Source organism: Mycobacterium intracellulare ATCC 13950 (assembly GCF_000277125.1).
GTDB classification, from domain to species: domain Bacteria; phylum Actinomycetota; class Actinomycetes; order Mycobacteriales; family Mycobacteriaceae; genus Mycobacterium; species Mycobacterium intracellulare.
In genome coordinates, this window is record NC_016946.1 from 5,015,108 (window position 1) to 5,038,336 (window position 23,229).

20 protein-coding genes are annotated in these 23,229 nt (G+C 68.8%); 13 read left to right on the forward strand and 7 right to left on the reverse strand.

The window, feature by feature from the left end:
• Entirely contained in the window at positions 1-663 is a 663-nt protein-coding gene (locus tag OCU_RS48210) for a TetR/AcrR family transcriptional regulator (protein WP_009955646.1), read from the forward strand.
• A 4-nt stretch (positions 664-667) separates the two neighbouring features.
• Here OCU_RS48210 and OCU_RS48215 read toward each other — a convergent pair whose 3' ends face one another.
• The 4 genes from OCU_RS48215 to OCU_RS48230 all read right to left on the reverse strand — a co-directional run bounded on the left by OCU_RS48215 (position 668) and on the right by OCU_RS48230 (position 5,071).
• Positions 668-2,023 (reverse strand): hypothetical protein, encoded by a 1,356-nt coding sequence (locus OCU_RS48215; RefSeq protein WP_014381376.1) that lies wholly within the window; start codon positions 2,021-2,023, stop codon positions 668-670.
• Between the two features lie 2 nt (positions 2,024-2,025).
• A complete protein-coding gene (locus OCU_RS48220; RefSeq protein WP_009954764.1) occupies positions 2,026-3,501 on the reverse strand; it encodes a condensation domain-containing protein in 1,476 nt (491 codons plus the stop codon).
• A 403-nt stretch (positions 3,502-3,904) separates the two neighbouring features.
• Entirely contained in the window at positions 3,905-4,453 is a 549-nt protein-coding gene (locus tag OCU_RS48225) for a hypothetical protein (RefSeq protein ID WP_003874010.1), read from the reverse strand.
• A 36-nt stretch (positions 4,454-4,489) separates the two neighbouring features.
• Positions 4,490-5,071, reverse strand: a complete 582-nt coding sequence (locus tag OCU_RS48230) for a VOC family protein (RefSeq protein WP_008261724.1) — start codon at positions 5,069-5,071, stop codon at positions 4,490-4,492.
• 96 nt (positions 5,072-5,167) lie between these two features.
• Between OCU_RS48230 and OCU_RS48235 the strand changes: the two genes are divergently transcribed.
• The 4 genes from OCU_RS48235 (at position 5,168) to OCU_RS48250 (ending at position 10,588) form a co-directional block, all read left to right on the forward strand.
• A complete protein-coding gene (locus OCU_RS48235) occupies positions 5,168-5,815 on the forward strand; it encodes a TetR/AcrR family transcriptional regulator (protein ID WP_009954762.1) in 648 nt (215 codons plus the stop codon).
• A gap of 1 nt (position 5,816) precedes the next feature.
• Positions 5,817-6,947 (forward strand): alpha/beta hydrolase, encoded by a 1,131-nt coding sequence (locus OCU_RS48240; protein ID WP_014381377.1) that lies wholly within the window; start codon positions 5,817-5,819, stop codon positions 6,945-6,947.
• Positions 6,948-7,030: 83 nt separating this feature from the next.
• The gene (locus OCU_RS48245; protein ID WP_009954759.1) at positions 7,031-9,232 is read left to right on the forward strand and encodes an acyl-CoA dehydrogenase; all 2,202 of its coding nucleotides are present in this window, start codon (positions 7,031-7,033) and stop codon (positions 9,230-9,232) included.
• A 993-nt stretch (positions 9,233-10,225) separates the two neighbouring features.
• Positions 10,226-10,588, forward strand: a complete 363-nt coding sequence (locus OCU_RS48250) for a hypothetical protein (protein WP_009954758.1) — start codon at positions 10,226-10,228, stop codon at positions 10,586-10,588.
• Between the two features lie 3 nt (positions 10,589-10,591).
• On the opposite strand, the gene fadD2 is transcribed toward OCU_RS48250, so the two are convergent.
• The gene (gene fadD2 / locus OCU_RS48255; protein ID WP_009954756.1) at positions 10,592-12,280 is read right to left on the reverse strand and encodes a long-chain-fatty-acid--CoA ligase FadD2; all 1,689 of its coding nucleotides are present in this window, start codon (positions 12,278-12,280) and stop codon (positions 10,592-10,594) included.
• A 57-nt stretch (positions 12,281-12,337) separates the two neighbouring features.
• On the opposite strand from fadD2, the gene OCU_RS48260 reads away from it, so the two are divergent.
• Positions 12,338-13,606: a DNA polymerase domain-containing protein gene (locus tag OCU_RS48260; protein ID WP_014381379.1), complete on the forward strand. Its 1,269-nt coding sequence runs from the start codon at positions 12,338-12,340 to the stop codon at positions 13,604-13,606.
• On the opposite strand, the gene OCU_RS48265 is transcribed toward OCU_RS48260, so the two are convergent.
• Entirely contained in the window at positions 13,607-14,998 is a 1,392-nt protein-coding gene (locus OCU_RS48265; protein WP_014381380.1) for a NarK family nitrate/nitrite MFS transporter, read from the reverse strand.
• A 181-nt stretch (positions 14,999-15,179) separates the two neighbouring features.
• On the opposite strand from OCU_RS48265, the gene OCU_RS48270 reads away from it, so the two are divergent.
• The gene (locus tag OCU_RS48270) at positions 15,180-16,184 is read left to right on the forward strand and encodes an ABC transporter substrate-binding protein (RefSeq protein WP_029384732.1); all 1,005 of its coding nucleotides are present in this window, start codon (positions 15,180-15,182) and stop codon (positions 16,182-16,184) included.
• Here OCU_RS48270 and OCU_RS48275 read toward each other — a convergent pair.
• Complete coding sequence (locus OCU_RS48275) at positions 16,181-17,167, reverse strand: IS481 family transposase (protein ID WP_078450385.1); 987 nt, start codon at positions 17,165-17,167, stop codon at positions 16,181-16,183. The two genes, OCU_RS48270 and OCU_RS48275, sit on opposite strands and share 4 nt — an antisense overlap.
• A 236-nt stretch (positions 17,168-17,403) precedes the next feature.
• Between OCU_RS48275 and OCU_RS48280 the strand changes: the two genes are divergently transcribed.
• From OCU_RS48280 to OCU_RS48305, 6 genes are all read left to right on the forward strand, one after another.
• A complete protein-coding gene (locus OCU_RS48280) occupies positions 17,404-18,078 on the forward strand; it encodes a 5-oxoprolinase subunit B family protein (RefSeq protein ID WP_009954749.1) in 675 nt (224 codons plus the stop codon).
• A 33-nt stretch (positions 18,079-18,111) separates the two neighbouring features.
• On the forward strand, positions 18,112-19,029 hold the full coding sequence (locus tag OCU_RS48285; protein ID WP_014381382.1) for a 5-oxoprolinase/urea amidolyase family protein: 918 nt from the start codon (positions 18,112-18,114) through the stop codon (positions 19,027-19,029).
• 277 nt (positions 19,030-19,306) lie between these two features.
• On the forward strand, positions 19,307-20,752 hold the full coding sequence (locus OCU_RS48290; RefSeq protein WP_193375128.1) for an MFS transporter: 1,446 nt from the start codon (positions 19,307-19,309) through the stop codon (positions 20,750-20,752).
• An 89-nt stretch (positions 20,753-20,841) separates the two neighbouring features.
• On the forward strand, positions 20,842-21,993 hold the full coding sequence (locus OCU_RS48295) for a uroporphyrinogen-III synthase (protein WP_029384598.1): 1,152 nt from the start codon (positions 20,842-20,844) through the stop codon (positions 21,991-21,993).
• Complete coding sequence (locus OCU_RS48300; RefSeq protein ID WP_009954316.1) at positions 21,984-22,745, forward strand: sirohydrochlorin chelatase; 762 nt, start codon at positions 21,984-21,986, stop codon at positions 22,743-22,745. The genes OCU_RS48295 and OCU_RS48300 overlap by 10 nt, the downstream gene beginning before the upstream one ends.
• Positions 22,746-22,776: 31 nt before the next feature.
• Positions 22,777-23,229 carry a TetR/AcrR family transcriptional regulator gene (locus tag OCU_RS48305; RefSeq protein WP_008261746.1) on the forward strand — a complete coding sequence of 151 codons (453 nt, stop codon included), beginning with the start codon at positions 22,777-22,779 and terminating at the stop codon, positions 23,227-23,229.

Here is a 23,229-nt window from a genome sequence, read left to right on the forward strand (position 1 = left end):
ATGGTCCGCATGAGCGACACGTCCAGCGCGCGGCCGTATCGCGGGGTGGAGGCCGCCGAACGCCTGGCCACCCGCCGTAACCGGCTCCTGGCCGCCGGCCTGGACCTGCTCGGCGATCAGCGGCCGGACATCTCGGCGGTCACCGTCCGCGGAGTGTGCCGCCGCGCCGGGCTGGCGGCCCGGTACTTCTACGAGAGCTTCACCGACAAGGACGAATTCGTCTCCTGCGTCTTCGACTGGGTGGTCGCCGAGCTGGCCGCCACCACGCAGGCCGCGGTCGCCACGGTGCCCGCCGACGAGCAGACCCGCGCGGGCATCGCCAACATCGTGCGGACCATCACCGACGACGCCCGCGTCGGCCGCCTGTTGTTCAGCACGCAGCTGGCCGACCCCGTGGTGGTGCGCAAACGCGCCGAGTCCAGCGCCCTGTTCGCGATGCTGTCCGGCCAGCATGTCGGCAACGCGCTTCAGGTGCCGGCAAACGATCGCATCAAGGCCGCAGCGCACTTCGTGGTCGGCGGGGTCGGGCAGACCATCAGCGCCTGGCTGGCCGGTGACGTCCGGCTCGAACCGGGTGAGCTCGTCGATCACCTGGCCGCCCTGCTCGACGAGCTTGCCGAGCCAAACCTCTACCGGCTCACCGAAACACGGGCCGAGGCCTAGCGCCTCACACCGGGCAGACCGTGTGCCAGCCCGTTGTGGCGGCCAGCGAGAAGTCGCTCAGCGTCTTGGAAAGCGCTTGTCGCAGACCCTCGTTCGAATTGTGGCGGCCCAATTCGTAGGCGAGGACCGAGATGAAGACCCGGCCGTGGACCCGCCCCGACAGCAACGCCAGCGCCCCGTTGGTGCGGTGCATCGTCGCGGCGGTCACGCCCGGGTACACCGACTTCATGGCGAAGTAGTCGGCGTCCGTGCCGTCCGGCCGGTTGGCGGCCGGGTCGAGCGCGCCAAGATTGGACGACACCACGGTCGCCGCGCCGCCGGTGACCACGCTGAGCAACCGCCGAAACACCGGCTTCGGGATCAGCGGGACGAGGGGCAGCAGCGCCCACCGCTCGTCGGGCTCGTCGTGATGGCGAACCAGCGCCCGCTTGATGGCGGCGCGGATCTCGCGCAGGTCCGTGGTGATCGCCGCGGCCCCCAGCGTGACGTCGACGTTCGTGACCGCGTTGGCGCGCGTGTCGCTTGGGGCGCGCTCGTTGACGGGCATGCCGATGTTGACCGAGCCGTCGGGGGCCACCCGCCCCACCCGCTGGGCGAGGTGGGCCGCCAACCCGGCGAGCAGCGCGTTGCTGGTGCCGCCCAAGGCGGTTGCGCGCGCGTCCCAGTCGTCGGCGCTGACGAAGATCGTCTCCATCGGCAGGACGATGGGGTCGTCGGGCGCGGCGGGCGGCGCGGGCCGCTTCCCGCTTGGCGGGGCGACGGCCGCGGTGCCGTCGCGGCCCTGCCGGAGCATCCGGGCCGCGGCGCCGACGGCGCGGCCGACATCGAGCGCGTCGTGCGCGGTTTGGCGCGCGTCCTCGCGCAGGGCTTGGCAGCGCCGCCGGCCTCCCGCTGCGGGCCAGCGGGTCCGGTCGCCGCGTCCGCGAGCCGCGTCGGCCAGGGCCTCGCACAGCCCGACGCCATCGGTGAGGCAGTGGGTGGTGACCAGACTCACCACCGCGCCGCCGTCGGACAGCGGGAGCATCGCCAAGTGCCATCCGGGCCCACGCTCGGCGTCCGGTCGCTTGTGGGTCTGCTCGTCAAGCCACGCGTCGATGTCGTCGCGCTCCCGCGGCGGCGCGACGATCTCCAAGGGGGAGCACTCGGCGGCCGCCACCCAGCGATGACGGCCAAACGGCAAGGCGGAGCGCTCGACTCGCCGCGACAGCCGCCCCCGGCCGAGGTGGCTGTGGAACTCACGCAGCCCACCGACGTCGACGGCGCGGTCGTACACCCAGACGCACTGCAGCAAGCTGGTGGCACCCGTCGCCCGCTCACCCAGGAAGAGTGTTTGGTCGGCCAGGTCCAGCACGTTGCTCATCGCTACGCCGCTTCGTGATCGTCCGTGTCCGGCGCCGGAGCGAATGTGTCGTCCGGGTTCACCTGGGGCGCAACCACAACCGGCTCGTCCCCGGTGGGCCTGGCGACACGCGCGAACACCTGGATCAGCGTCGCGATGTAGCGCAGCACCGACTCCCGCGCGATCGCGTTGTCCGGGAAGGACATCGTCACCGTGGTGTTCGCGGCCTGGCGGTTGATCCACATGTTCACCCCGCCGTGGGACAGGCTGTCGCCGTAGGTGCCGAACTTCGTCTCCGCCCACAACCCGTTGAGGGGGATCTTGCGGAAGTCGAGGAACGACAACATCATCGGCAGCTGCGTGGGCAGCTTGATGCCCAGTTCGTCCGGGGTGGCCAGCTCCAGCACCCGCTCGACCGGCACGTCGGCGAGGCGCTGAGCGTCGTCGAACGACTTCTGCGCCGTCCGGGCGGCCTGGGCGAACGTCTCGCCGGCGGTCGGCACCGTGATCGGAATCAGGCTGGCGAACCAGCCCACGGTCATCGAGTCGACGCCCGGTGTCCGGGTGTCCTTGGCCGTGAACCCGTGATAGGTCTTCTTGCCGGTCAATTCGTGCTCGGCCAGGCCCGTGCAGGCCAACACTCCCCCGATGAACCGGGCGCCGGCCGCCACGCAGGCGGCGTCGAAAGACTCCGTGTCCTCGGCATTCATCAACTCGACCGTCAACAGGTCGCCTCTGGTGCTGGACCACGTGTCACCAAGGGGCAGCGGGAAACTGGGCCAGTCGCCGTCGGTGTCGCGGGCGAACTCGATCCAGTCCTTGATCTCGGGCGACGAGAGCGTCAACGTCGCCGCCTTCTCGCGTTGGCGCGCAACGTAGTCGCGGTAGCTGCGGATCTCCGGTAGGCCTGCGGGCTGGTGCCCTGTCTGCGCGAGTTCCTGATACGTGAGGTGGACGTCGAGGAAGATGAGGGCGGCCGACAAGCCGTCGATGTGCAGGTGGTCGACGCTGGCGTAGAACGTGAAATAGTCGGCGTGCTGGACGATTCCGTAGGTGAAGCAGCCCCACTCGAGGGTGTCCGGGGTGGTGGTCAAGGCATGGGCGCGGACTTGGTCCGCGGTCTTGTGCCCCAGCGCCACGGGGACGAACTCGATCGCTTCGGGATCGTCGATCACCCGGCGCACGAACGTGCCGTTGTCGTACTCGAACCAGTTGTGATAGGTGTCCTGGCGGCGAACGTGGGCGTTGATCGTCGCCGTCATCGCCGCAATGTCGCAGGTGCCGGGGATGTCCCACGCGACGATCATCAGACGGGGCAGCTGGCGGTTCATGGCCTTGCCTTGGTAGGAGGCCCAGAGGTGTTGATTCTGTTGGTAACTCGGCGCTAGGTCGCTTCGCCGTGCGGCGCGGGCCGCTTCGCGTGCGTCGGGTGCGGCCATCCACATGGTGACCGGGCCGTGCGGCGGGTGCCATTCGTTGATATTTCCGAGTGCGACCATTTCCTCGAGTCCTTGTGCTGTGAGACGACGACGTTTGCGGGGCGGTCTGGGGGTGCTGGAAGTGCGGTTGGCGCTTGGCTTTTCGAGGATCGTCGATGTGTGTCGCGCTTGAAATTGTCCGACGGACTTTCGCCTGTGTTGGTGAACTACCCCGCCGCTCATACCCCTATGTCGCTGCTGTGGACGCTAGCTGACGCAGGCGAAGATTTCGCGGTTTTGTCAAGACTCGAATTCCGCCGCGAGATCGCCGGCGGTGCAGTAATCTTTTCCCCCTCAACGGCCCTGGCCACGCCGGGCGGGGTCGATTCGCGACGACTTATCGCCGATTCGGCCCGCTACGCCCGCAAGTCGGGATACAGTTGTCCGGCCCTCGAGCCGGTGCGCGGGCCAAACCCGCACCGCCTCACGGGAACAGCGGCAGCTCCCAGAGGCGCATGCCGGGACGCAGCAGCCACAAACGCATCATGGTGAGCCGCAGGATGCGCATGGCGCTGAAGATCATGAAGATCGCCAGCGGCACCTCGATCAGCAGCGCGGTGATCACCGACAGCCACACGTCCTTGGGGCCCGCGGTCATGAGATCGAACCACGCGTCGCAGATCAGCAGCACCCCGGTGGTGAACGCGGCGAGCACCAGCAGCTGGCGGCGCAGATACCCCAGCGCGGCCGTCGTCAGCATGAAGGCGACCAGCAGCACATCGAAGCCGATCCAGGTGACCGGCCAGTTGTGGGCGACGTACTTCTCGGGCAGCGTCATCGCCAGGTACCCCAGCCAGGGAACCATCGCGATGGAACCGCCGATCATCAGACTCAGCCGGACGCGGCGCACCCGGTCCAGGAAGTCCGGGTCGATGACCTCGCCGAGGGGCCGCTCCAGCCGGGAGATGAGGTCGCGGCGCTGCCCGGGGGTCAGCGCGGCGATCTGTTCGTCGGTCAAAATGCCGTCGGTCATACCTAGCATTCTCCGACTCGCGGAGCAGCGGCGCGATCAGCGACCGGCGCCCACCGGGGGCCGGCGGTCCGCGGCGGTCTTGGGCACGGCCTTCGCGTCGCCGCTTTCGAATTCCTTCACCCAACAGGCGAACTCAAGGGTAATGCCGTCGGGGTCCTGGAAATAGAAAGAGCGCACATAGACGCCGGGATGCACGGTCGCCGAGACCTGCATGGGGCTCTCGTCGTGGTTGAGCACCGGCCCGACCCGCACCCCTTTGTCCTTGAGTCGCTGGCGGTAGGCGTCGAACTTCTCGGCCGGCACGTGGAAGGCCAGGTGGTTCATCGTGCTGACCGCGCTGGTGATGTCGCCGATGCCGGGGATGGCGCCCGGCGACGAAATGCCCGGCACCCGGTCGGGGGCGTCGGCGAACCAGAAGAAGGCGACGCAGTCGCCGTTGCCGGCGTCGAAGAAGAAGTGCTGGCCCGCCCCGCCGGGCAGATCGAGCGACTTGATCAGCGGCATGCCCAGGATGTTGCTGTAGAAGTCGACGGTTTTGGCCATGTCCGAGCACACCAGCGCGACATGATTGATCCCGCCGAGTTCGAATTCCGCGTTGGTGTTGTGCGGCTTGATCATCGTGCGGCTCCCCTCGGTTCCCGGCTCGACGAGCCTGGCCAAGATCCGAATCTGAATCTAACATCAGATTCAGTTTTGGCCCAGGGAGGTGCGCCGGTGTCCACCGCGGCATCCCCTGCTGACCGGAGCGGGCCACCCTCGGAGCTGCCCACGCATCGCGGCAGGCGGACGCAGGCCGCGATCGATCTGGCCGCTCGGACCGTCATCGCGCGCAAAGGCGTCCTGGCCACGACCATCGCCGACATCGCCGCGGAGGCCGGCCGCTCGGCGGCGTCCTTCTACAACTACTACGAGTCCAAAGAGGCGATGGTGCGCCAATGGGCGCTGCGCTTCCGCGACGAGGCCAACCAGCGCGCGCTGGCGGTGACCCAGCACGGGTTGACCGATCGCGAGCGCGCGTACGGGGCGGCCGCCGCGCACTGGCACACCTACCGCAACCGGCTCGCCGAGGTGATCAGCGTGTCACAGCTGGCGATGATCAACGACGACTTCGCCCAGTACTGGGCCGAAATCTGCTCGATACCAATTTCTTTCATCGCCGAATCGGTCCGCCGCGCGCAGGCCGAGGGCCGTTGCCGCGACGACGACCCGCAGCTGATCGCGGAGGCGATCGTGGCGATGTTCAACCAGTTCTGCTACATCCAGCTCGGTTCGGCACGCGGGGAACCGGACGACGAGGCCTGCATCCAAACCCTGGCCAACATCTATTACCGGGCCATCTACGCCACTGAGGGGGACCGCTGAATTGACTCGTCGCACCGGTGCCGGAGTCATCCGCGAGTTCGTCGGGCTGCCGTCGCCTACGGCCGGGCGCGCCGGCGCCGGCGGGCACCCCTGCCAGGGGCTGTATCACCGGGGGGTGGGACGCAAGCCCAAGGTGGCGATGATCGCGGCGCACTACCAGATCGACTTCTCCGAGCACTACCTCGCCGACTACATGGCCACTCGCGGCATCGGATTCCTCGGCTGGAACACCAGGTTCCGCGGCTTCGAAAGCAGCTTCCTGCTCGACCACGCGCTGGTGGACATCGGGGTGGGGGTGCGCTGGCTGCGCGAGGTGCAGGGAGTGGATACCGTTGTGCTGCTGGGTAACTCGGGCGGGGGGTCGTTGATGGCCGCCTACCAGTCCCAGGCCGTCGAGCCGAACGTGACCCCGCTGGAAGGCATGCGCCCCGCGGCCGGGGTGACCGAGTTGCCGCCCGCCGACGGCTACGTGGCCACCGCCGCCCACCCCGGGCGACCCGAAGTGCTCACCGCCTGGATGGACGCCGCCGTCGTCGACGAGAACGATCCCGTCGCCACCGACGCCGACCTCGACCTGTTCAACGGGCGCAATGGGCCGCCCTACACCGCGGACTTCCTCGCCCGGTACCGCAGCGCGCAGGTCGCGCGCAATCACGCCATCACCGACTGGGCCGAAAGAGAGCTCAAACGCGTTCGCGCGGCGGGGTTTTCCGATCGCCCGTTTTCGGTGATGCGCACCTGGGCCGACCCGCGCATGGTCGATCCCGGCATCGAGCCGACCAACCGGCAGCCCAACATGTGCTATGCGGGCGTCCCGGCCAAGGCGAACCGCTCGGCGCACGGCATCGCGGCGGCCTGCACGCTGCGCAACTGGCTGGGCATGTGGAGCCTGCGGGTGGCCCAGACCCGGGCCGAGCCGCACCTGGCCCGGATCCGGTGTCCGGCCCTGGTGATCAACGCCGACGCCGACACCGGGGTGTTTCCCTCTGACGCGCAACGCATCTTCGACGCCCTCGCCGGCGCGGACAAGACCCGGGCCTCGGTGGACACCGATCACTACTTCACCACCCCCGGGGCCCGCAGCGAGCAGGCCGACATCATCGCCGGATGGATCGGCAAGCGGTGGCGGTAGGTGATGTCGTCAACCAACCGACTGGTTGTTAGCTTGGAAGGTACTTGGCCGAGACGGCGTCCTGCAGCAACGGAAGGCGACCAATGCCGATCGCGATAAATCCCGAGCATCAAGAACTGGCCGATTCCGTGCGAGCGCTGGTGGCGCGCATCGCCCCGTCCGAGACGCTGCACGAGGCGATGGAGACGGAGGTCCAGAACCCGCCGCCGTACTGGCAGGCCGCGGCCGAGCAGGGCCTGCAGGGCGTTCATCTGGCGGAATCCGTCGGCGGGCAGGGCTTCGGCGTTCTCGAGTTGGCCATCGTGCTCGCGGAATTCGGCTACGGGGCGGTGCCGGGCCCCTTCGTTCCGTCCGCGATCGCCAGCGCGTTGATCTCCGCGCACGACCCGGACGCCAAGGTGCTCGCCGGGCTGGCATCCGGCGCCGAGATCGCCGCCTACGGCCTGAATTGCTGCGCGCTGACCGCCACCCGGCAGGGCGGTTCTCTGGTGATCCGCGGCGAGCTCCGCGCGGTCCCCGCCGCCGCGCAGGCGTCGCTGCTGGTGCTGCCCGTCGCGATCGACAGCGGCGAGGCGTGGGTGGTGCTGCGCGCCGACCAGCTCGAGATCGAGCCGGTGAAAAGCCTGGACCCATTGCGGCCCATCGCCGACGTGCGGGCCAACGCCGTGGAGGTCGGCGACGACGTCGTCTTGACGAACCTGAGCATGGGCACCGCGCACGCGCTGATGACGACGCTGCTGTCCGCCGAAGCCATCGGCGTGGCGCGCTGGGCGACCGACACCGCGTCGAGCTACGCCAAGATCCGCGAGCAGTTCGGCAGGCCGATCGGCCAATTCCAGGCCATCAAGCACAAGTGCGCCGAGATGATCGCCGACACCGAGCGGGCCACGGCTGCGGTGTGGGATGCCGCCCGCGCGATCGACGAGGCCCGCGAAAACCGTTGGGACACCGCGGGTTCCCACGTCGAGTTCGCCGCCGCCGTGGCGGCGACACTGGCGCCGGCGGCCGCTCAACGGTGCGCGCAGGATTGCATTCAGGTGCACGGTGGGATCGGCTTCACGTGGGAGCACGACACGAACGTGTACTACCGCCGGGCGCTGATGTTGGCCGCCTCCTTCGGCCGCAGCTCGGACTACCCGCAAAAGGTGGTCGACACCGCGACCACCACCGGGATGCGCGCGGTCGACATCGACCTCGATCCCGAGACCGAGAAGCTGCGGGCGGAGATCCGGGCTGAAGTGGCGGCGCTCAAGGAGATCGAGCGCGAGCAACGCAAGGTCGCCATCGCCGAGGGCGGCTGGGTGCTGCCGTACCTGCCCAAGCCGTGGGGCCGGGCGGCCGGGCCGGTGGAGCAGATCATCATCGCGCAGGAGTTCGCCTCCGGGCGGGTCAAGCGGCCCCAGACCGGCATCGCCACCTGGATCGTCCCGTCGATCGTGGCGTTCGGCACCGAGGAGCAAAAGCAGCGGTTCCTGCCGCCGACCTTCCGCGGCGAGATGATCTGGTGTCAGCTGTTTTCCGAGCCCGGCGCGGGTTCGGATCTGGCCGGCCTGTCCACGAAGGCCACCCGGACCGACGGAGGGTGGCGCATCACCGGCCAGAAGATCTGGACGACCGCCGCGCAGTTCTCGCAGTGGGGTGCGCTGCTCGCACGGACCGACCCCAGCGCGCCGAAACACAGCGGCATCACGTACTTCCTGCTGGACATGAAGAGCGAGGGCGTCGACGTCAAGCCGCTGCGCGAGCTCACCGGCAACGCGATGTTCAACACCGTCTACATCGACGACGTGTTCGTGCCCGACGAGTGCGTGCTCGGTGAGGTGAACCGGGGCTGGGAGGTCAGCCGCAACACGCTGACCGCGGAGCGGGTGTCGATCGGCAGCAGCGAGGCGAACTTCCTGGCCACGCTGTCGCAGTTCGTCGAGTTCGTTCGTGACGGGCAGTTCGATCAGGTCGCGCAGCACCGCGCCGGTCAGTTGATTGCCGAGGGCCATGCGGCCAAGGTGCTGAACCTGCGTTCCACGCTGCTGACGCTGGCCGGCGGTGACGCGATGCCGTCGGCGGCGATCTCCAAGTTGTTGTCGATGCGCACCGGCCAGGGTTACGCCGAATTCGCGGTCTCGTCCTTCGGGACCGACGCCGCGATCGGCGACACCGACCAACTGCCCGGCAAATGGGGCGAGTACCTGCTGGCCAGCCGGGCGACCACCATCTACGGCGGGACGTCCGAGGTGCAGCTGAACATCATCGCCGAACGGTTGTTGGGCCTGCCGCGCGATCCGTAACCGGGCGCAGAAATGGGCCATGCCGGCCTGACTGAGTCAAGCCGGCATGGTTCCCCCCATACGCGGGCCGTCCATCCCGAGGGTTGGCGTGTCGGTGATGGCCGGCTACCGCGCGGAGATGGTGGTCACCACCACCAGTTCCACCAGTGCTGGGGCTTCCAGTAGCCGGGCCCGTGGACCCAGCCACCGTGCCCCCAGCCGCCGTGACCCCAATTGCCATGTCCCCGACCATCATGGCCACCCCATCCACGACCGCCGGGGCGCTCGGGAATGAAGCCCGGTCCGCTCTGCGGCCCGGCACTGGCGAAGCTTGTGGAGTGACTCGGCCCGGGGGCGGCCGAAGCCACGGGGGCGCCGCCGAAGAGCAGCGCGCCCGCCACGGCTCCGGCGCCCACAACACCTACGGCCGCGCCACGTAACGATGCTGACGAGATCATCGAGGGCGCTCCTTTCAAAGACTTGATATCGATGCTTAAAACGCTAACCGGACATTTCTAAGCAAACAAGCGAATTCGGGGCTTTTGCGGTGTGAATTGCGCAACAATGACGTGATAGCGCCCAATCCAGCGCGCGCTGATCAATCCCTATTACGCAATTCATTTATCCGCGAATACTGAGCCAGCGCACGGGTGATCGGCTTATATCTGCAGGTAGTACCCCGTATACTGATGTACTGCGCGAACCTACCGTATTTACTGAAGTCCGAATATGCGCATTGTCAGATCCACTGATTCGTCTCCGAATTACCGACCACGGGTCGTCGGATCACCGCAATCCTGTCGCCCGTTTTTACCGGCGACAGCTATTTGCAGGAATTTGCTCTTTCGCCTGCATCCGGCGTCGCGGAGCCGCGCGTAAATCCGTCCGCGTCCCACCCGGGCCGTCCGCGGCCCGGCGACGCGACTTAGGGTGGCGTCGGTGAGAGAATCAGTATTGACACATAGGCGACGAGCGCTGATTTACTGATCCGCACTCACGGAGGAAGACACCGAAGTGAACTTCAAGCCCAGTCCCAACGGACCCAGCGCCGGATCCTTTCGCGCCCCCACCCCGGGGGGCGGCCCCGCCGGAGACGCCGCGCCGACCGAGCGCCTCAGCCTCGGGCAGCCCCGCGGCCAGCGCATCGCCAGCGAGCCGCCGGCCAACCAGGCGGGACGCACCCAGCGGACTCGCCGGACCGTCGACCTGGCGGCCGCCACTCACCGGGCCCTCGACATCTGGCAGCGCGAGGCGGCCGATCGGCTCGGCGTCGCCCGCGTGACCGGGCAAGAGGTGCTCACCGCGCTGATCGACCAACTCCTGGTCGACCCGAAGCTCACGGCCCAGATCACCCGGGCCATCAAAGAACGCCGCTGAGGCCTATTCGATCTCCATTTCGCGCAGCTCGCGCTTGAGGATCTTGCCGGTGGGGTTGCGCGGCAGCTCGTCGAGGAAGATGACCTCGCGCGGCACCTTGTAGCGGGCCAGGTGATCGCGCACGTAGTGCTTGACGGTGTCCTCGTCGAGGTCCGCGCCGTCCTTCTTCACCACGAACGCGCGCAGGCGGTGGCCCCATTCCTTGTCGTCGACGCCGATCGCGGTGGCCTCGACGACGTCGGGGTGCCCGGTGATGAGGTCCTCGACCTCGGCCGGGAAGACGTTCTCGCCGCCGGAGACGATCATCTCGTCGTCACGCCCGCTGATGTAGAGCAGGCCGTTCTCGTCGAAGTAGCCGACGTCGCCCGACGACAACAGGCCGTCGATGATCTGCTTCTTGCCCCCGCCCGTGTAGCCCTCGAACGGGAAGGCGTTGCCGACGAAGATGCGGCCGACCTCGCCCTGCGGCAGCTCCTTGCCGTTGTCGTCGTAGATCTTGACGCGCACGCCCTTGACGACCGGCCCGACGGTCGACGAGTTGTACTGCAGGTGCTTGGGTTCGGCGATCGTCGCAAAGGCGATCTCGGTCGAGCCGTACATGTTGTAGATCACCGGGCCGAGGTCCTTGAGCGAGCGCTCCGCCAGGTCGGCCCCCAGCGCCGATCCCGACACGAACACGATCTTCAGGCTGGACAGGTCGGGCTTGGAGTCCATCTTCTCGACCGCTTCGAGGATCCGCGACAACATCACCGGGACGACGACCATCGCGGTCACCTTGTACTTCTCGATGTCCTGCAGCACCAGCGGCGGCTTGAACTTGCGGCGCAGCACCAGCGTCGAGCCCAGGAACATCGCGATCGTGCCGTGCAGATAACCCAGCGCGTGGAACATCGGCGCCGGCAGCGACGTCACTTCGCCGGCCTTGAACGGGACGTGCGACAGGATTCCGCCGACCGGCGCCAGCGTCGGCGGGGTGCTGCGGTTCGCGCCCTTCGGGGTGCCGGTGGTCCCGCTGGTCAGGATGATGATCGAGGCGTGCCTGGCCGCCTTGGGGGCGGGCTCCTTGCTGCTGCGCTCGATCAGGTCGGCCAGCGTCTCGTCGGTGCTGCCGGACGGCTCGTCACTATCCGGGTTGGTCCCCAGCGCCCGCAGCTTGCCCAGCTCCGGCGAGGCCTTGCTGACGGCCTTGGCGTACTCGTCGTCGTAGATGATCAGCTTGGCGCCCTCGCGCTCGGACACCTCTTTGATCTGCGGACCCGAGAATTCGCTGTTGAGCAGGATGATGCGCGCGCCGACCCGCGCGGCGCCGTAGTTGGCGATCAGGAACCAGCGGGTGTTGCGGGCCAGGATGGCGACGCCGTCGCCGCCCTTGACGCCCTTCTCGATCAGCCCGTTGGCCACCGCGTGCGCCGCCTCGTCGAGTTCGCGGTAGGAGAATTCGCCCTCTTCGTCGATGCACGCCGCGCGGTCGGGATGGCGCCGCGCGTTGAGGGCGGGCAACATGCCGAACTCGCCCCACTTGTAGATGTCGGCCGCCATCGCGGCGTAGTTCTGCGGCGGCTCGATCCGGAACGCGCCCGACTCGAAGATTTTGCGCACGTAGTGCAGTTCGGCGGAGCCGCGCTCGACGTACTGGTGCAGTTTCGCTACCGCTTTGGAGGCCTGACCGGGCAGGCCGAGGAGGTTAGGCATGGAATCCACCATATGTGACGTCCGTCTCAGCACGGCCAGAAATTCTGGCGAATTAACATGAACCGCATGACCCGTCCGGTTTTGCTGGAGGTGGCCGGGCGCGAGGTCACCGTCACCCATCCGGACAAGGTCGTGTTCCCCCGCGCGGACGGCCACAAAACATCGGGCCCCTACACCAAGCTCGACCTGGTCCGCTATTACCTGTCCGTGGCCGACGGCGCGCTGCGCGGCGTGGCGGGGCGCCCCATGATCCTGAAGCGCTTCGTCAAGGGCATCACCGAAGAGGCGGTGTTCCAGAAGCGCGCGCCGGCGAAACGGCCGGACTGGGTCGACGTCGCCGAACTCCGTTACGCGCGAGGCACTTCCGCGGCGGAGGCCGTCATCCGCGACGCCGCCGGGCTGGCCTGGGCGATCAACCTGGGCTGCGTCGACCTGAATCCGCACCCGGTGCTCGCCGACGACCTCGATCATCCCGACGAACTGCGCGTCGACCTCGATCCGATGCCCGGGGTCTCCTGGCGGCGCATCGTGGACGTCGCCCTGGTGGCGCGCGAGGTGCTCGAGGACTACGGCCTGACCCCGTGGCCGAAGACGTCGGGGTCGCGCGGCTTCCACGTCTACGCCCGCGTCGCCCGGCGCTGGGAGTTCCGCCAGGTGCGGCTGGCCGCGCAGACCGTCGCCCGGGAGGTGGAGCGGCGCGTGCCCGAGGCGGCGACCAGCCGGTGGTGGAAGGAAGAACGCGAGGGGGTGTTCGTCGACTTCAACCAGAACGCGAAGGACCGCACGGTCGCCTCGGCCTATTCGGTGCGGGCGACGCCCGACGCCCGGGTCTCGACCCCGCTGCACTGGGACGAGGTCGCCGGGTGCCGGCCCGAGGCGTTCACGATCGATACCGTGCCCGCGCGGTTCGCCGAGATCGGTGACCCCTGGGAGGGAATGGACGACGCGGTCGGTGACCTCGACCGGTTGCTGGTGCTGGCCGAGGAGATGGGGCCTCCCGAGCGGGCGCCCAAAGGGTCGGGCAAGCGCGACAAGGGCACCGGCGGCCGGCGTCAATCCTCGATGCCCCTGATCGAGATCGCCCGCACCAAGACCAAGGACGAGGCGATGGCGGCGCTGGACACCTGGCGCGACCGCCATCCGGCGGCGGCCGAGCGGCTGCAGCCGGTCGACGTCCTCGTCGACGGCATGCGCGGGCCCAGCTCGATCTGGTACCGGATCCGGATCAACCTGCAACACGTTCCCGAGGACCAGCGGCCGCCGCAGGAGGAGCTGATCGCCGACTACAGCCCCTGGGCCAATTACGGCGGCAAGCAGCAGCCCTAACTAGATCCCGACCCGGGTTATCGCGTTGTGCCTGCGCAGGTAGCAGTACCAGGTGACGCCCAGCAGGGCGAGGAAGAACGCGATGTAGAACCGCAGCGCCGGCTCGATGCTGCCGAACTCCGACTTCGACCAGGCGTAGGCCAGCGGCACGATGAACCCGCCGAAGGCGCCCACCGCCGAGATGACGCCCAGCGCGCCGGCGGCCTGGCGGCGCATCTGCACCATGGTGTCCGGATCGCCGCCGGCCAGCTCGCCCTTGATCTTGAAGATCCGCGAAATCATCCGGTAGGTCGAGCCATTGCCGATGCCGGTGGCGACGAACAAGAACATGAAGCTGGCGAAGAACGCCGGCAGGTTGACCGCCCGCACCGACCACAGCGCGGCCGCCGCCCCGAGGGCCAACAGCGCGAAGCTGGCGGCGGTGATGCGCGCCCCGCCGATCCGGTCGGCCAGCTTGCCGCCGAGGGGCCGGATCACCGATCCGATGCCGGCGCCGAGGAAGGCCCAGGTCAGCGCGATGTCGCCGCGGCCGAACACCGTCTTGAGCAGGGTCGGGAAGGCGGCCGAGTAGCCGATGAAGGACCCGAACGTGCCGATGTAGAGCAGCGACATGACCCAGGTGTCGGGGTGGCGCAGCGACTGCCATACCGGCTTCACGTCGGCCTTGGCCTCGGTCAGGTTGTTCATGAATCCGAACGCGCACACGGCGGCCACGACGGCCAGCGGCACGTAGAACAGTCCGGCGCGCGCCAGGGCCACCCCGCCGCCCGCGACGACGACGGGCGGGATGATCTTATGCACGACGGCGACGCCGACGTTGCCGCCGGCCGCGTTCAGGCCCAGCGCCCAGCCCTTGTCCTTCTCCGGGTAGAAGAAGGAGATGTTGGCCATCGACGAGGCGAAGTTGCCGCCGCCGAAGCCGGCGGTCGCCGCGACCGCCACCAGGACCGCGAACGGGATGCCGGGATGGCTCACCGCCCAGGCCAGCAGCAGGCACGGGATCAGCAGCAGCGCCGCCGAGATGGTCGTCCAGTTGCGGCCACCGAAGATCGGCACCGCGAAGGTGTACGGCAGCCGCAGGAAGGCGCCCACCCCGCTGGGGACGGCGACCAGGCACAGCGCCTGGCTGGGGGTCAGCGCCCAGCCGGACGCGGCGGGCAGCCCGTGCGCGCCCGCGGTCATCTGCACCACGACGATGCTCCACAGCATCCACACGCTGAACCCGACGTGCTCGGCGAAGATCGAGAAGATCAGGTTGCGGCGGGCGATCGGCTTGCCGGTCGCCTCCCAGAACTCCGGGTCTTCGGGTCGCCAGTCGTCGATCCAGTGCCGTCCGGCAGGACGCTCGCGCGTCGGCGCGGGCTGCGATGCCGGGCTGAGGGTCGTGGTCATCTGGTGGGACTCCCTTGTGGGTAGGCGCGGGCGGTGACCACTTGACGCTAGAGAGGCACTGTTACCGGTCCGGGTGTGCACAGTTACGCGGGCGATACGCAGAAATCGCAACGGGGCGGGCGCGTTTGTCAGAACTCTGCAACGCGAGCCGCCGGGTGGCGGAACGCGATACTCTCACGCGATGCGACAGGGATGGAATCGACGGGGATTCTTGCAGCTCGCAGGGGCTTCCGGCGTCGCCGCGCTGGCCGGGTCCTCGGCGCTTTCGGCGGGGTGCTCGTCGAGCAAACCCGCACCGGGAGCCACGCCGGGATCGGTGACCCTCACCCACCTGTTCGGTCAGACCGTCATCAAAGAGCCGCCCAAGCGCGTCGTCAGCGCCGGCTTCACCGAGCAGGACGACCTCCTCGCCGTCGGTGTGGTGCCGATCGCGGTGACCAACTGGTTCGGTGACCAGCCGTTCGCGGTCTGGCCGTGGGCCGCGCCCAAGCTCGGCGGCGCGCGGCCGGTGGTGCTGAACCTGGACAACGGCATTCCGGTCGACCAGATCGCGGGGCTGAAACCGGACCTGATCGTGGCCGTCAACGCCGGCCTCGACGCCGACACCTATCAGAAACTGTCCGCGATCGCCCCGACCGTCGCGCAATCCGGGGGCGACGCCTTCTTCGAACCGTGGAAGGAGCAGGCCGCCGCCGTCGGGCAGGCCGTGTTCCAGGCGGACCAGATGAAGTCGCTGGTCGACGGTGTCGACCAGAAGTTCACCGACGTCGGCAAGAGAAACCCGCAGTGGACCGGCAAGAAGGCGCTGCTGATGCACGGCGCGCTGTGGCAGGGGACCGTCGTGGCCACCATGGCGGGCTGGCGCACGGATTTCCTGAACCAGATGGGGCTGGTCATCGCCGACAGCGTCAAACCGTTCGGCACCGACCAGCGCGCCGTCATCCCGCGCGATCACATCAAGTCCGTGCTCGATTCGGCCGACGTGGTGATCTGGACGACCCGCAACCCCGACGATCAGAAGGCCCTGCTGGCCGACCCCGAGGTGGCCGGGTCACTGACCACCGCGCAGAACCGCCACATCTTCACCACCGCGGAGCAAGCCGGCGCGATCGCCTTCGCCTCACCGCTGAGCTACCCCCTCGTCGCCGACCAACTGCCCCCGCTGCTCGCCAAAATCCTGGGCTAGCTGTAGGAGGACAGGACGTTGGTGACGCCGGTGGTAAGTCGTGATGCTGGTGGCTGGCCGTCGGCGGCAGAGTGTGGTCGATGGTAGTTGAAGTGGATGTTCCAGACCTTGAGCGCTTCGGTGCGTTGGGATTCTGAGGTCCAGGTGCGGGCGTAGAGGAACTCTTCGGCCAGGATGCGGTGATATCTCTCCACCTTGCCGTTGTGGCGCGGGGTGTAGGGCGTGATGCGCTGGTGGCGTGCGCCATGCAAGACGTGGGCGAAGTCGCGGGCGCGGTAGCACGAGCCGTTGTCGGTGACGATCCGCTGGATGCGGTCGATCCCGTGTGCAGCGAACCAGACCCGGGCACGGTGCATGAATCCGATTGCTGTGATGGCCTTTTCATCGGTGAGCGCTTCGGTGTAAGTCAATCGGGAGTAGCCGTCCACCGCGGAATGCAGATAGACGTAGCCGGGGCGGGCCCTTCGCGAGGCTCTGCCCTGGGCGCTGTTCTTGCCGTGCACCCGCCACCCACCACCGTCGGGGATGCGGCCGACCTTCTTGACGTCGACGTGCACCATGTGCCCGGGGCGGCGAGCGATAATGCGTTGGGGTACTCGATTCAGATCCCCGCTGGGGTCAAGGAACTTGCGCCGATGCAAACCCAGCGCAACCAGCTGCCGGCTGACGGTGCGCCGGCCGATCACGATGCCGCGTGCATTGAGTTCGAAGGCGATCCGCGCCGCTGACCACTTGCGGCCTCGGCGCATCGCCTCGATCGCACTGATGATCTCAGCCGCAGTGGCCGTGGGTTGCCCTACCGGCGCCGAGGAGCGGTCGTAGAGGCCGAGTTCGCCGAACCGTCGGAACCGGTTGACCCACTTGGAGGCACACGCCCGCGAGATCCCCATCTCAGCAGCTACGTGGGCAATGGGACGGTCGACGCAGCGGGCAACGAGGCGGCGACGGCCTTCAACGGACAACGGGGCATTACCGTGGGTCATGGACGGGTTCCTTCAGGCTCAGGACGAGGGGTTTGGCGATTTCTCATCCTGCCGCCGAAGGACCCGTCCTCCTCACATCCCGACCATCCCGGCGTCTACAACGTCATGACCCGCAACAGCTAGCCGCCCGCGCGCATCCTGGCTGTTTGAGCGTTTGCTAAGGCAGCTCTGGCAGTGCTCGAAAATCCCGCCGCCGCCCCTCGCACGAGCCCCGATCCCGGGGTTACCGTCGAGTAATGAGCGTGACGGACCTTAGCGGCGACCTGGCCCACGAACTGCCGACCGAGCTGGCCGGCAACACCGTCCTGGACTACGGCGACCGGGCGCTGATGGTGCAATGTGGCAGTGCCGCAGAGGTTTTGGCGTGGACCGCCGCGCTGCGCTCCGAGCCGATCGCGGGCTTGGTCGATGTCGTGCCGGCCGCCCGCACCGTGCTGGTGAAGCTGGACGGCCCCCGCCGCCAGGGCGTCGTCCGCCGGAGGCTGCACGCGATGCGCGTCACCGCCACGCCACCGGCCCCGTCCGAGCGCGGCGCCGACGTGGTGATCGACGTGGTCTACGACGGCCCCGACCTCGCCGAGGTCGCCGGCCACACCGGGCTGACCATCCCGCAGGTGATCGACGCCCACACCGCCACCCTGTGGCGGGTCGGATTCAGCGGATTCGCACCCGGTTTCGCGTACCTGGTCGACGGCGACCCGCGCCTGCGGGTGCCCCGGCGTCCCGAGCCGCGGACCGCCGTGCCGGCCGGATCCGTCGCCCTCGCCGGAGAATTCAGCGCGATCTATCCCCGGCAATCCCCCGGCGGGTGGCAACTCATCGGCCACACCGACGCGGTCCTGTGGGACCTGCAGCGCCCGGACCCTGCGTTGCTGATGCAAGGCATGTGGGTTCAGTTCCGGGCCGTCTAGCCCAACCGGGCCGCACCATTCAAGGAGGCAGTCGTGGCAGTCCTGGAGATCCTGCGCACCGGGCCGTTCGCCGTCGTCGAAGACCTCGGCCGGCCGGGACTGGCCCACCTCGGCGTCAGCCGGTCCGGGGCCGCCGACCGGCGCGCGCACAAACTGGCCAATCGGCTGGTGGCCAACCCCGACGACCGCGCCACCGTGGAGGTGACGTTCGGCGGGTTCGCGGCCAGGGTCCGGGGCAGCGACGTGGACATCGCGGTGACGGGCGCCGACACCGATCCGACCGTCGACGGAATCGAGTTCGGCACCAACAGCATTCAGCACGTGCGCGACGGCCAGGTGATCTCTTTGGGCGCCCCGCGGGCGGGGCTGCGAAGCTACCTCGCGGTCCGCGGCGGGATCTGCGTGGAGCCGGTGCTGGGCTCGCGCAGCTACGACGTCATGTCGGCCATCGGGCCCTCACCCCTGCGGGCCGGGGACCGGCTGCCAATCGGCGAGCACACCGCGGACTACCCCGAGTTGGACCAGGCGCCGGTGGCGGCCATCACCGGCGGCGTCGTCGAGCTGTCCGTGGTGCCCGGGCCGCGCGACGACTGGTTCCTCGACCCCGACGCGCTGGTGCGCACCGCTTGGGTGGCGTCCGATCGCAGCGACCGGGTGGGGATGCGGTTGGTCGGCCGGCCCCTGCAATGCCTCCACCCGGACCGGCAGCTGCCCAGCGAGGGTGCCACCCGTGGCGCAATCCAGGTGCCGCCCAACGGTTTACCGGTGATCCTCGGTCCGGACCACCCCGTCACCGGCGGCTATCCGGTGGTGGGTGTGGTGATCGACGAGGACGTCGACAAGGTCGCCCAGGTGCGGCCCGGCCAGTCGGTGCGGCTGCACTGGGCGCGGCCGCGCGCCCCGGTCGGCGCCGTGGCCGGGGCCGGCGTCGCGAGTTGGCCGTTCGGCTAACGCAATTCCGGCGTTCGACTGTAGGACAGCTCACAAAGTCCGACGCACCGGCGTGAGATCACTTGGCGGCGATCGGCATTCGCGCGCGCCGGCACCCTTCAGGGACTTACCAGATAACTGGTAATCAACTAACAGCCCATATCGGCCGATTCCGGTTGACCCGCTCGCGTCCTAGATGTGAGCATCGGAAACCTACGGCGGGGCATGCCCCTTCATGCGGGACGCCCACGCGCGTCGCCGGCCAGACCCCGAACTGCTTCCAAAGAGAGGGATCGGTATGCACGCACGCGCAGCGTCCATATGCCAACGCGCCCAGGTGATCTCGCCGCACCGCAACCATCGCATCGCGGACTGGAATCCCGAAGACGCGGCGGCCTGGGAGGCCGGGAACAAGAAGATCGCCCGGCGCAATCTGCTCGGCACCATCGCGGGTGACCACGTGGCCTTCTCGATCTGGACGCTGTGGCCCGTCATGGCGCTGTTCATGCCGGGCGCCGTCTACGGTTTCTCCGCGGGCGACAAGCTGCTGCTGGGCGCGGTGGCCACCCTGGTCGGTGGTTGCGCCCGGATCCCCTACACCCTGGGCATCGCCGCCTTCGGCGGTCGCAATTGGACGACGTTCTCGGCCTTCGTGCTGGTGATCCCGACGGCGGGCACGATCGCCCTGTTGGCCAACCCCGGCCTGCCCCTGTGGCTCTTCGTGCTGTGCGCCGCGCTGACGGGGCTGGGCGGCGGCAACTACGCGGCCTCGCTGGCCAACGTCAACGCCTTCTACCCGCAGCGCCTCAAGGGCGCCGCGATGGCGGTCAACGCCGGCGTCGCCAACCTCGGCGTCGCGGTGATCCAGCTGATCGGCCTGCTGGTGCTGGCCACCGCCGGGCACCAGGCCCCGTACTGGGTGTGCGCGATCTACCTGGTCTTGCTCGTCGCCGTGGGGATCGCGGCCGCGTTGGTCATGGACAACGTCCACCACGGCACCCAGCTGCGCACCATGCGCTCGATCCTGTTCGAGCGCGACACCCACGTCATCTCGCTGCTCTACATCGCCACCTTCGGCTCCTGGATCGGGTTCTCCTTCGCCTTCGGACAGGTGCTGCAGGTCCACTTCCTGGAAAGCGGGGAAACCGCCAAGCACGCCGCGCTGCACGCCGCGCAGGTCGCCTTCGTCGGCCCCCTGCTGGGCTCCGTGGCGCGCATCTACGGGGGGCGGCTGGCCGACCGCGTCGGCGGCAGCCGCGTCACGCTTGGCGTCCTCGCCGGGATGACCCTGGCGGCCGCGCTGTTGGTCACCATCAGCGCCCTCGAGGACCAGCACGCCGTGACACGTTCCGTCAGCATGATCGGCTGCGTCGCCGGCTTCATGGTGCTGTTCGTCCTGTCCGGCATGGGAAACGGGTCGGTGTTCAAGTTGATCCCGACGGTCTACGAGGCCCGCAGTCGCGGGCTGGACATGAGCGAAGACGACCGTCGTCGTTGGGCGCGCGCGCAGTCGGGATCGCTGATCGGCATCTGCTCCGCGGTCGGCGCGTTCGGCGGCGTGGCAATCAACCTGGCGCTGCGGCAGTCCTACCTGAGCACCGGCACCGAAACGGCGGCGTATTGGGCGTTTTTGGCTTCCTACGTCGGCGCGGCGATCATGACCTGGATGGTCTACGTCCGGCGTCCCGTCACGGCCCCGGGCCGCTCCGGGGCGCGGGCGGAAGCCGAGGCCGCCCGTGTGTGAGCGGACTCGCAACACGGGCAATGCCACAGCAATTGCCCGGTAACGCAACCGAAATGTCGCAGGCATACACACTTCATATGGCCCCCCAACTGGCCCCACCAGACTCCGCGCCGCTGACCGGCTACCGGATCGCCGTGACGTCGGCGAACCGGGCCGAAGAGCTGTGCGCGTTGCTGCGCCGCAACGGCGCGGAGGTGTCCAGCGCCGCGGCCATCAACCTCATCGCGCTGCCCGAAGACGAAGAACTGCACCGCCACACCGAAGCGGTCATCGCCGAGCCTCCCGATATCTTGGTGGCGCACACCGGCATCGGCTTCCGCGGCTGGGTCGCCGCGGCCGACGGCTGGGGACTGGCCACCCAGCTGCTGGCGTCCCTGTCCCGGGCGCGGATCGTGGCCCGCGGGCCGAAGGCGACCGGCGCCTTGCGCGCCGCCGGACTGCACGAGGAGTGGTCGCCCAGGTCCGAATCGTCGAGCGAGGTCCTGCGCTACCTGCTCGAATCGGATGTCGCCGGAAAGCGGGTCGCGGTCCAGCTGCACGGCGCGGCCGACACCTGGGACCCGTTCCCGGAATTCCTCAACGGGTTGCGGTCCGCGGGCGCCCAGGTGGTCCCCATCCACGTATATCGCTGGAAACCAACGCCGGCCGGCGGCGACTTCGACCAACTCGTCACCTCGGTCGCCCGGCGGCAGTTCGACGCGGTGACCTTCACCTCGGCGCCCGCGGGCGCGGCGCTGCTGGAGCGCAGCCGCGAGTTGGGCGTCGAAGAGCAACTGCTGCAAGCACTTCGCAGCGACGTGCACGCGATGTGCGTGGGCCCGGTCACCGCGCAGCCCCTGCTCCGCGCCGGGGTCCCCACGTCGTCGCCCGAGCGAATGCGGTTGGGGGCGTTGGCCCGTCACATCGCCCAGGAGCTCCCGACCCTTCGCTCGACCACCATCCGGGCGGCCGGCCACGAGATGGAGATCCGCGGGACCTGCGTGCTGGTCGACGGTTCGCCGCGGTCCCTGTCGGGATCGGGAATGGCGACGCTGCGCGCGCTGGCGGAGCGCCCCGGCGACGTCGTCGCGCGCAACGACCTGTTGCGGGTGCTTCCCGGCAACAGCAACGATCCCCACGCCGTCGACACGGCCGTGCTGCGGCTGCGAACGGCGCTGGGCGACAAGAACATCATCGCGACGGTGGTCAAGCGTGGCTACCGGCTCGCGATCGACCATCCGGACGAATCCCCATGGCACTGATCCTGGTGGCGCACGGCACCCGCAGGCCCGGCGGCGTGGCGATGGTCGAAGACCTTGCGGCACAGGTGAGTACGCTCGTCCGCAGCCCGGTCGACGTGGCGTTCGTCGACGTGGTGGGACCCACCCCCAGCGAGGTGCTGGCCACAGCGAAGGCCGCCGGCCGGCCGGCCATCGTGGTGCCGGCGTTCCTGTCGCGCGGATATCACGTCCGGGCCGACCTGCCCGCCCACGTCGCGATCAGCGGTCATCCGAACGTGACCGTCACCCCCGCGCTGGGCCCGAGCGGGCAGGTCGCGCGGATCGTCGGCGATCAGCTGCTGAAATGCGGTTGGCGGCCGGGCGATTCGGTGATTCTGGCGGCCGCGGGAACCTCGGACGACAAGGCCCGCGCCGACCTGCACACCACGGCGACGTTGTTGTCGGCGCTCACCGGATCGCGGGTGAGCCTGGCGTTCGCGGCCACCGGGGACCCGCAACTGCACGAGTCCGTCGACCGAGCGAGGCGCCGCGGTGGACGCGTCGTGGTCGCCTCCTACCTGTTGGCCGACGGCCTGTTCCAACAACGGCTGCACGATTGCGGCGCCGATCTCGTCAGTCAACCGCTGGGCACCCATCCCGGCCTGGCGCGCCTGATCGCGAACCGATTCCGCCGCGCCCTGCCGCCCGCCCTGGCCGCCACCGCCCGGCATGCGTCGCGTCGATCGGCCCCCCAACAGGTCACCCACGCGCGCGCGTTACGGCCAATTCCTTGATCTTTGGGCTCGAACCGGCGATCCTGGCACCATGCCCCGTCGCGAAGAGCCGTCGCGTGGCATCCTTGATCCGGTCGCCAAGGCGCTGCGTTTGCCGTTCGGCACACCGGAATTCATCGACCGGCTCGTCACCGGAGGGGTCAATCAAATCGGCCGCCGGACCCTGACGATGCTGATCACCACCTGGGATGCCGCCGGGGGTGGGCCGTTCGCGGCCAGCGCCGTCGCGTCCACGGGCATGGCCAAGACCGCCGAAATCGTCCAAAGCAATTTCGTGGGCCCGGTCTTCGGCCCGCTGCTGAAAATCCTCGGCGCCGACAAGGCGGCCACGCGGGCCTCGTTGTGCGCCTCCCAGCTCGTGGGCCTAGGCATCATGCGCTACGGCATCCGCTCCGAGCCGCTGCACTCGATGTCGGTGGACGCGCTGGTCGACGCGATCGGTCCGACGATGCAGCGCTACCTGGTCGGCGACATCACCCGGTGA

Bases quoted from the DNA above. Each gene is read 5' to 3' on its own strand.
- OCU_RS48210 (WP_009955646.1), top strand. From the start codon at position 1: ATGGTCCGCATGAGCGACACGTCCAGCGCGCGGCCGTATCGCGGGGTG.
- OCU_RS48215 (WP_014381376.1), bottom strand. From the start codon at position 2,023: ATGAGCAACGTGCTGGACCTGGCCGACCAAACACTCTTCCTGGGTGAG.
- OCU_RS48220 (WP_009954764.1), bottom strand. From the start codon at position 3,501: ATGGTCGCACTCGGAAATATCAACGAATGGCACCCGCCGCACGGCCCG.
- OCU_RS48225 (WP_003874010.1), bottom strand. From the start codon at position 4,453: ATGACCGACGGCATTTTGACCGACGAACAGATCGCCGCGCTGACCCCC.
- OCU_RS48230 (WP_008261724.1), bottom strand. From the start codon at position 5,071: ATGATCAAGCCGCACAACACCAACGCGGAATTCGAACTCGGCGGGATC.
- OCU_RS48245 (WP_009954759.1), top strand. From the start codon at position 7,031: ATGCCGATCGCGATAAATCCCGAGCATCAAGAACTGGCCGATTCCGTG.
- fadD2 (WP_009954756.1), bottom strand. From the start codon at position 12,280: ATGCCTAACCTCCTCGGCCTGCCCGGTCAGGCCTCCAAAGCGGTAGCG.
- OCU_RS48260 (WP_014381379.1), top strand. From the start codon at position 12,338: ATGAACCGCATGACCCGTCCGGTTTTGCTGGAGGTGGCCGGGCGCGAG.
- OCU_RS48265 (WP_014381380.1), bottom strand. From the start codon at position 14,998: ATGACCACGACCCTCAGCCCGGCATCGCAGCCCGCGCCGACGCGCGAG.
- OCU_RS48270 (WP_029384732.1), top strand. From the start codon at position 15,180: ATGCGACAGGGATGGAATCGACGGGGATTCTTGCAGCTCGCAGGGGCT.
- OCU_RS48275 (WP_078450385.1), bottom strand. From the start codon at position 17,167: ATGACCCACGGTAATGCCCCGTTGTCCGTTGAAGGCCGTCGCCGCCTC.
- OCU_RS48280 (WP_009954749.1), top strand. From the start codon at position 17,404: ATGAGCGTGACGGACCTTAGCGGCGACCTGGCCCACGAACTGCCGACC.
- OCU_RS48290 (WP_193375128.1), top strand. From the start codon at position 19,307: ATGCACGCACGCGCAGCGTCCATATGCCAACGCGCCCAGGTGATCTCG.
- OCU_RS48300 (WP_009954316.1), top strand. From the start codon at position 21,984: ATGGCACTGATCCTGGTGGCGCACGGCACCCGCAGGCCCGGCGGCGTG.
- OCU_RS48305 (WP_008261746.1), top strand. From the start codon at position 22,777: ATGCCCCGTCGCGAAGAGCCGTCGCGTGGCATCCTTGATCCGGTCGCC.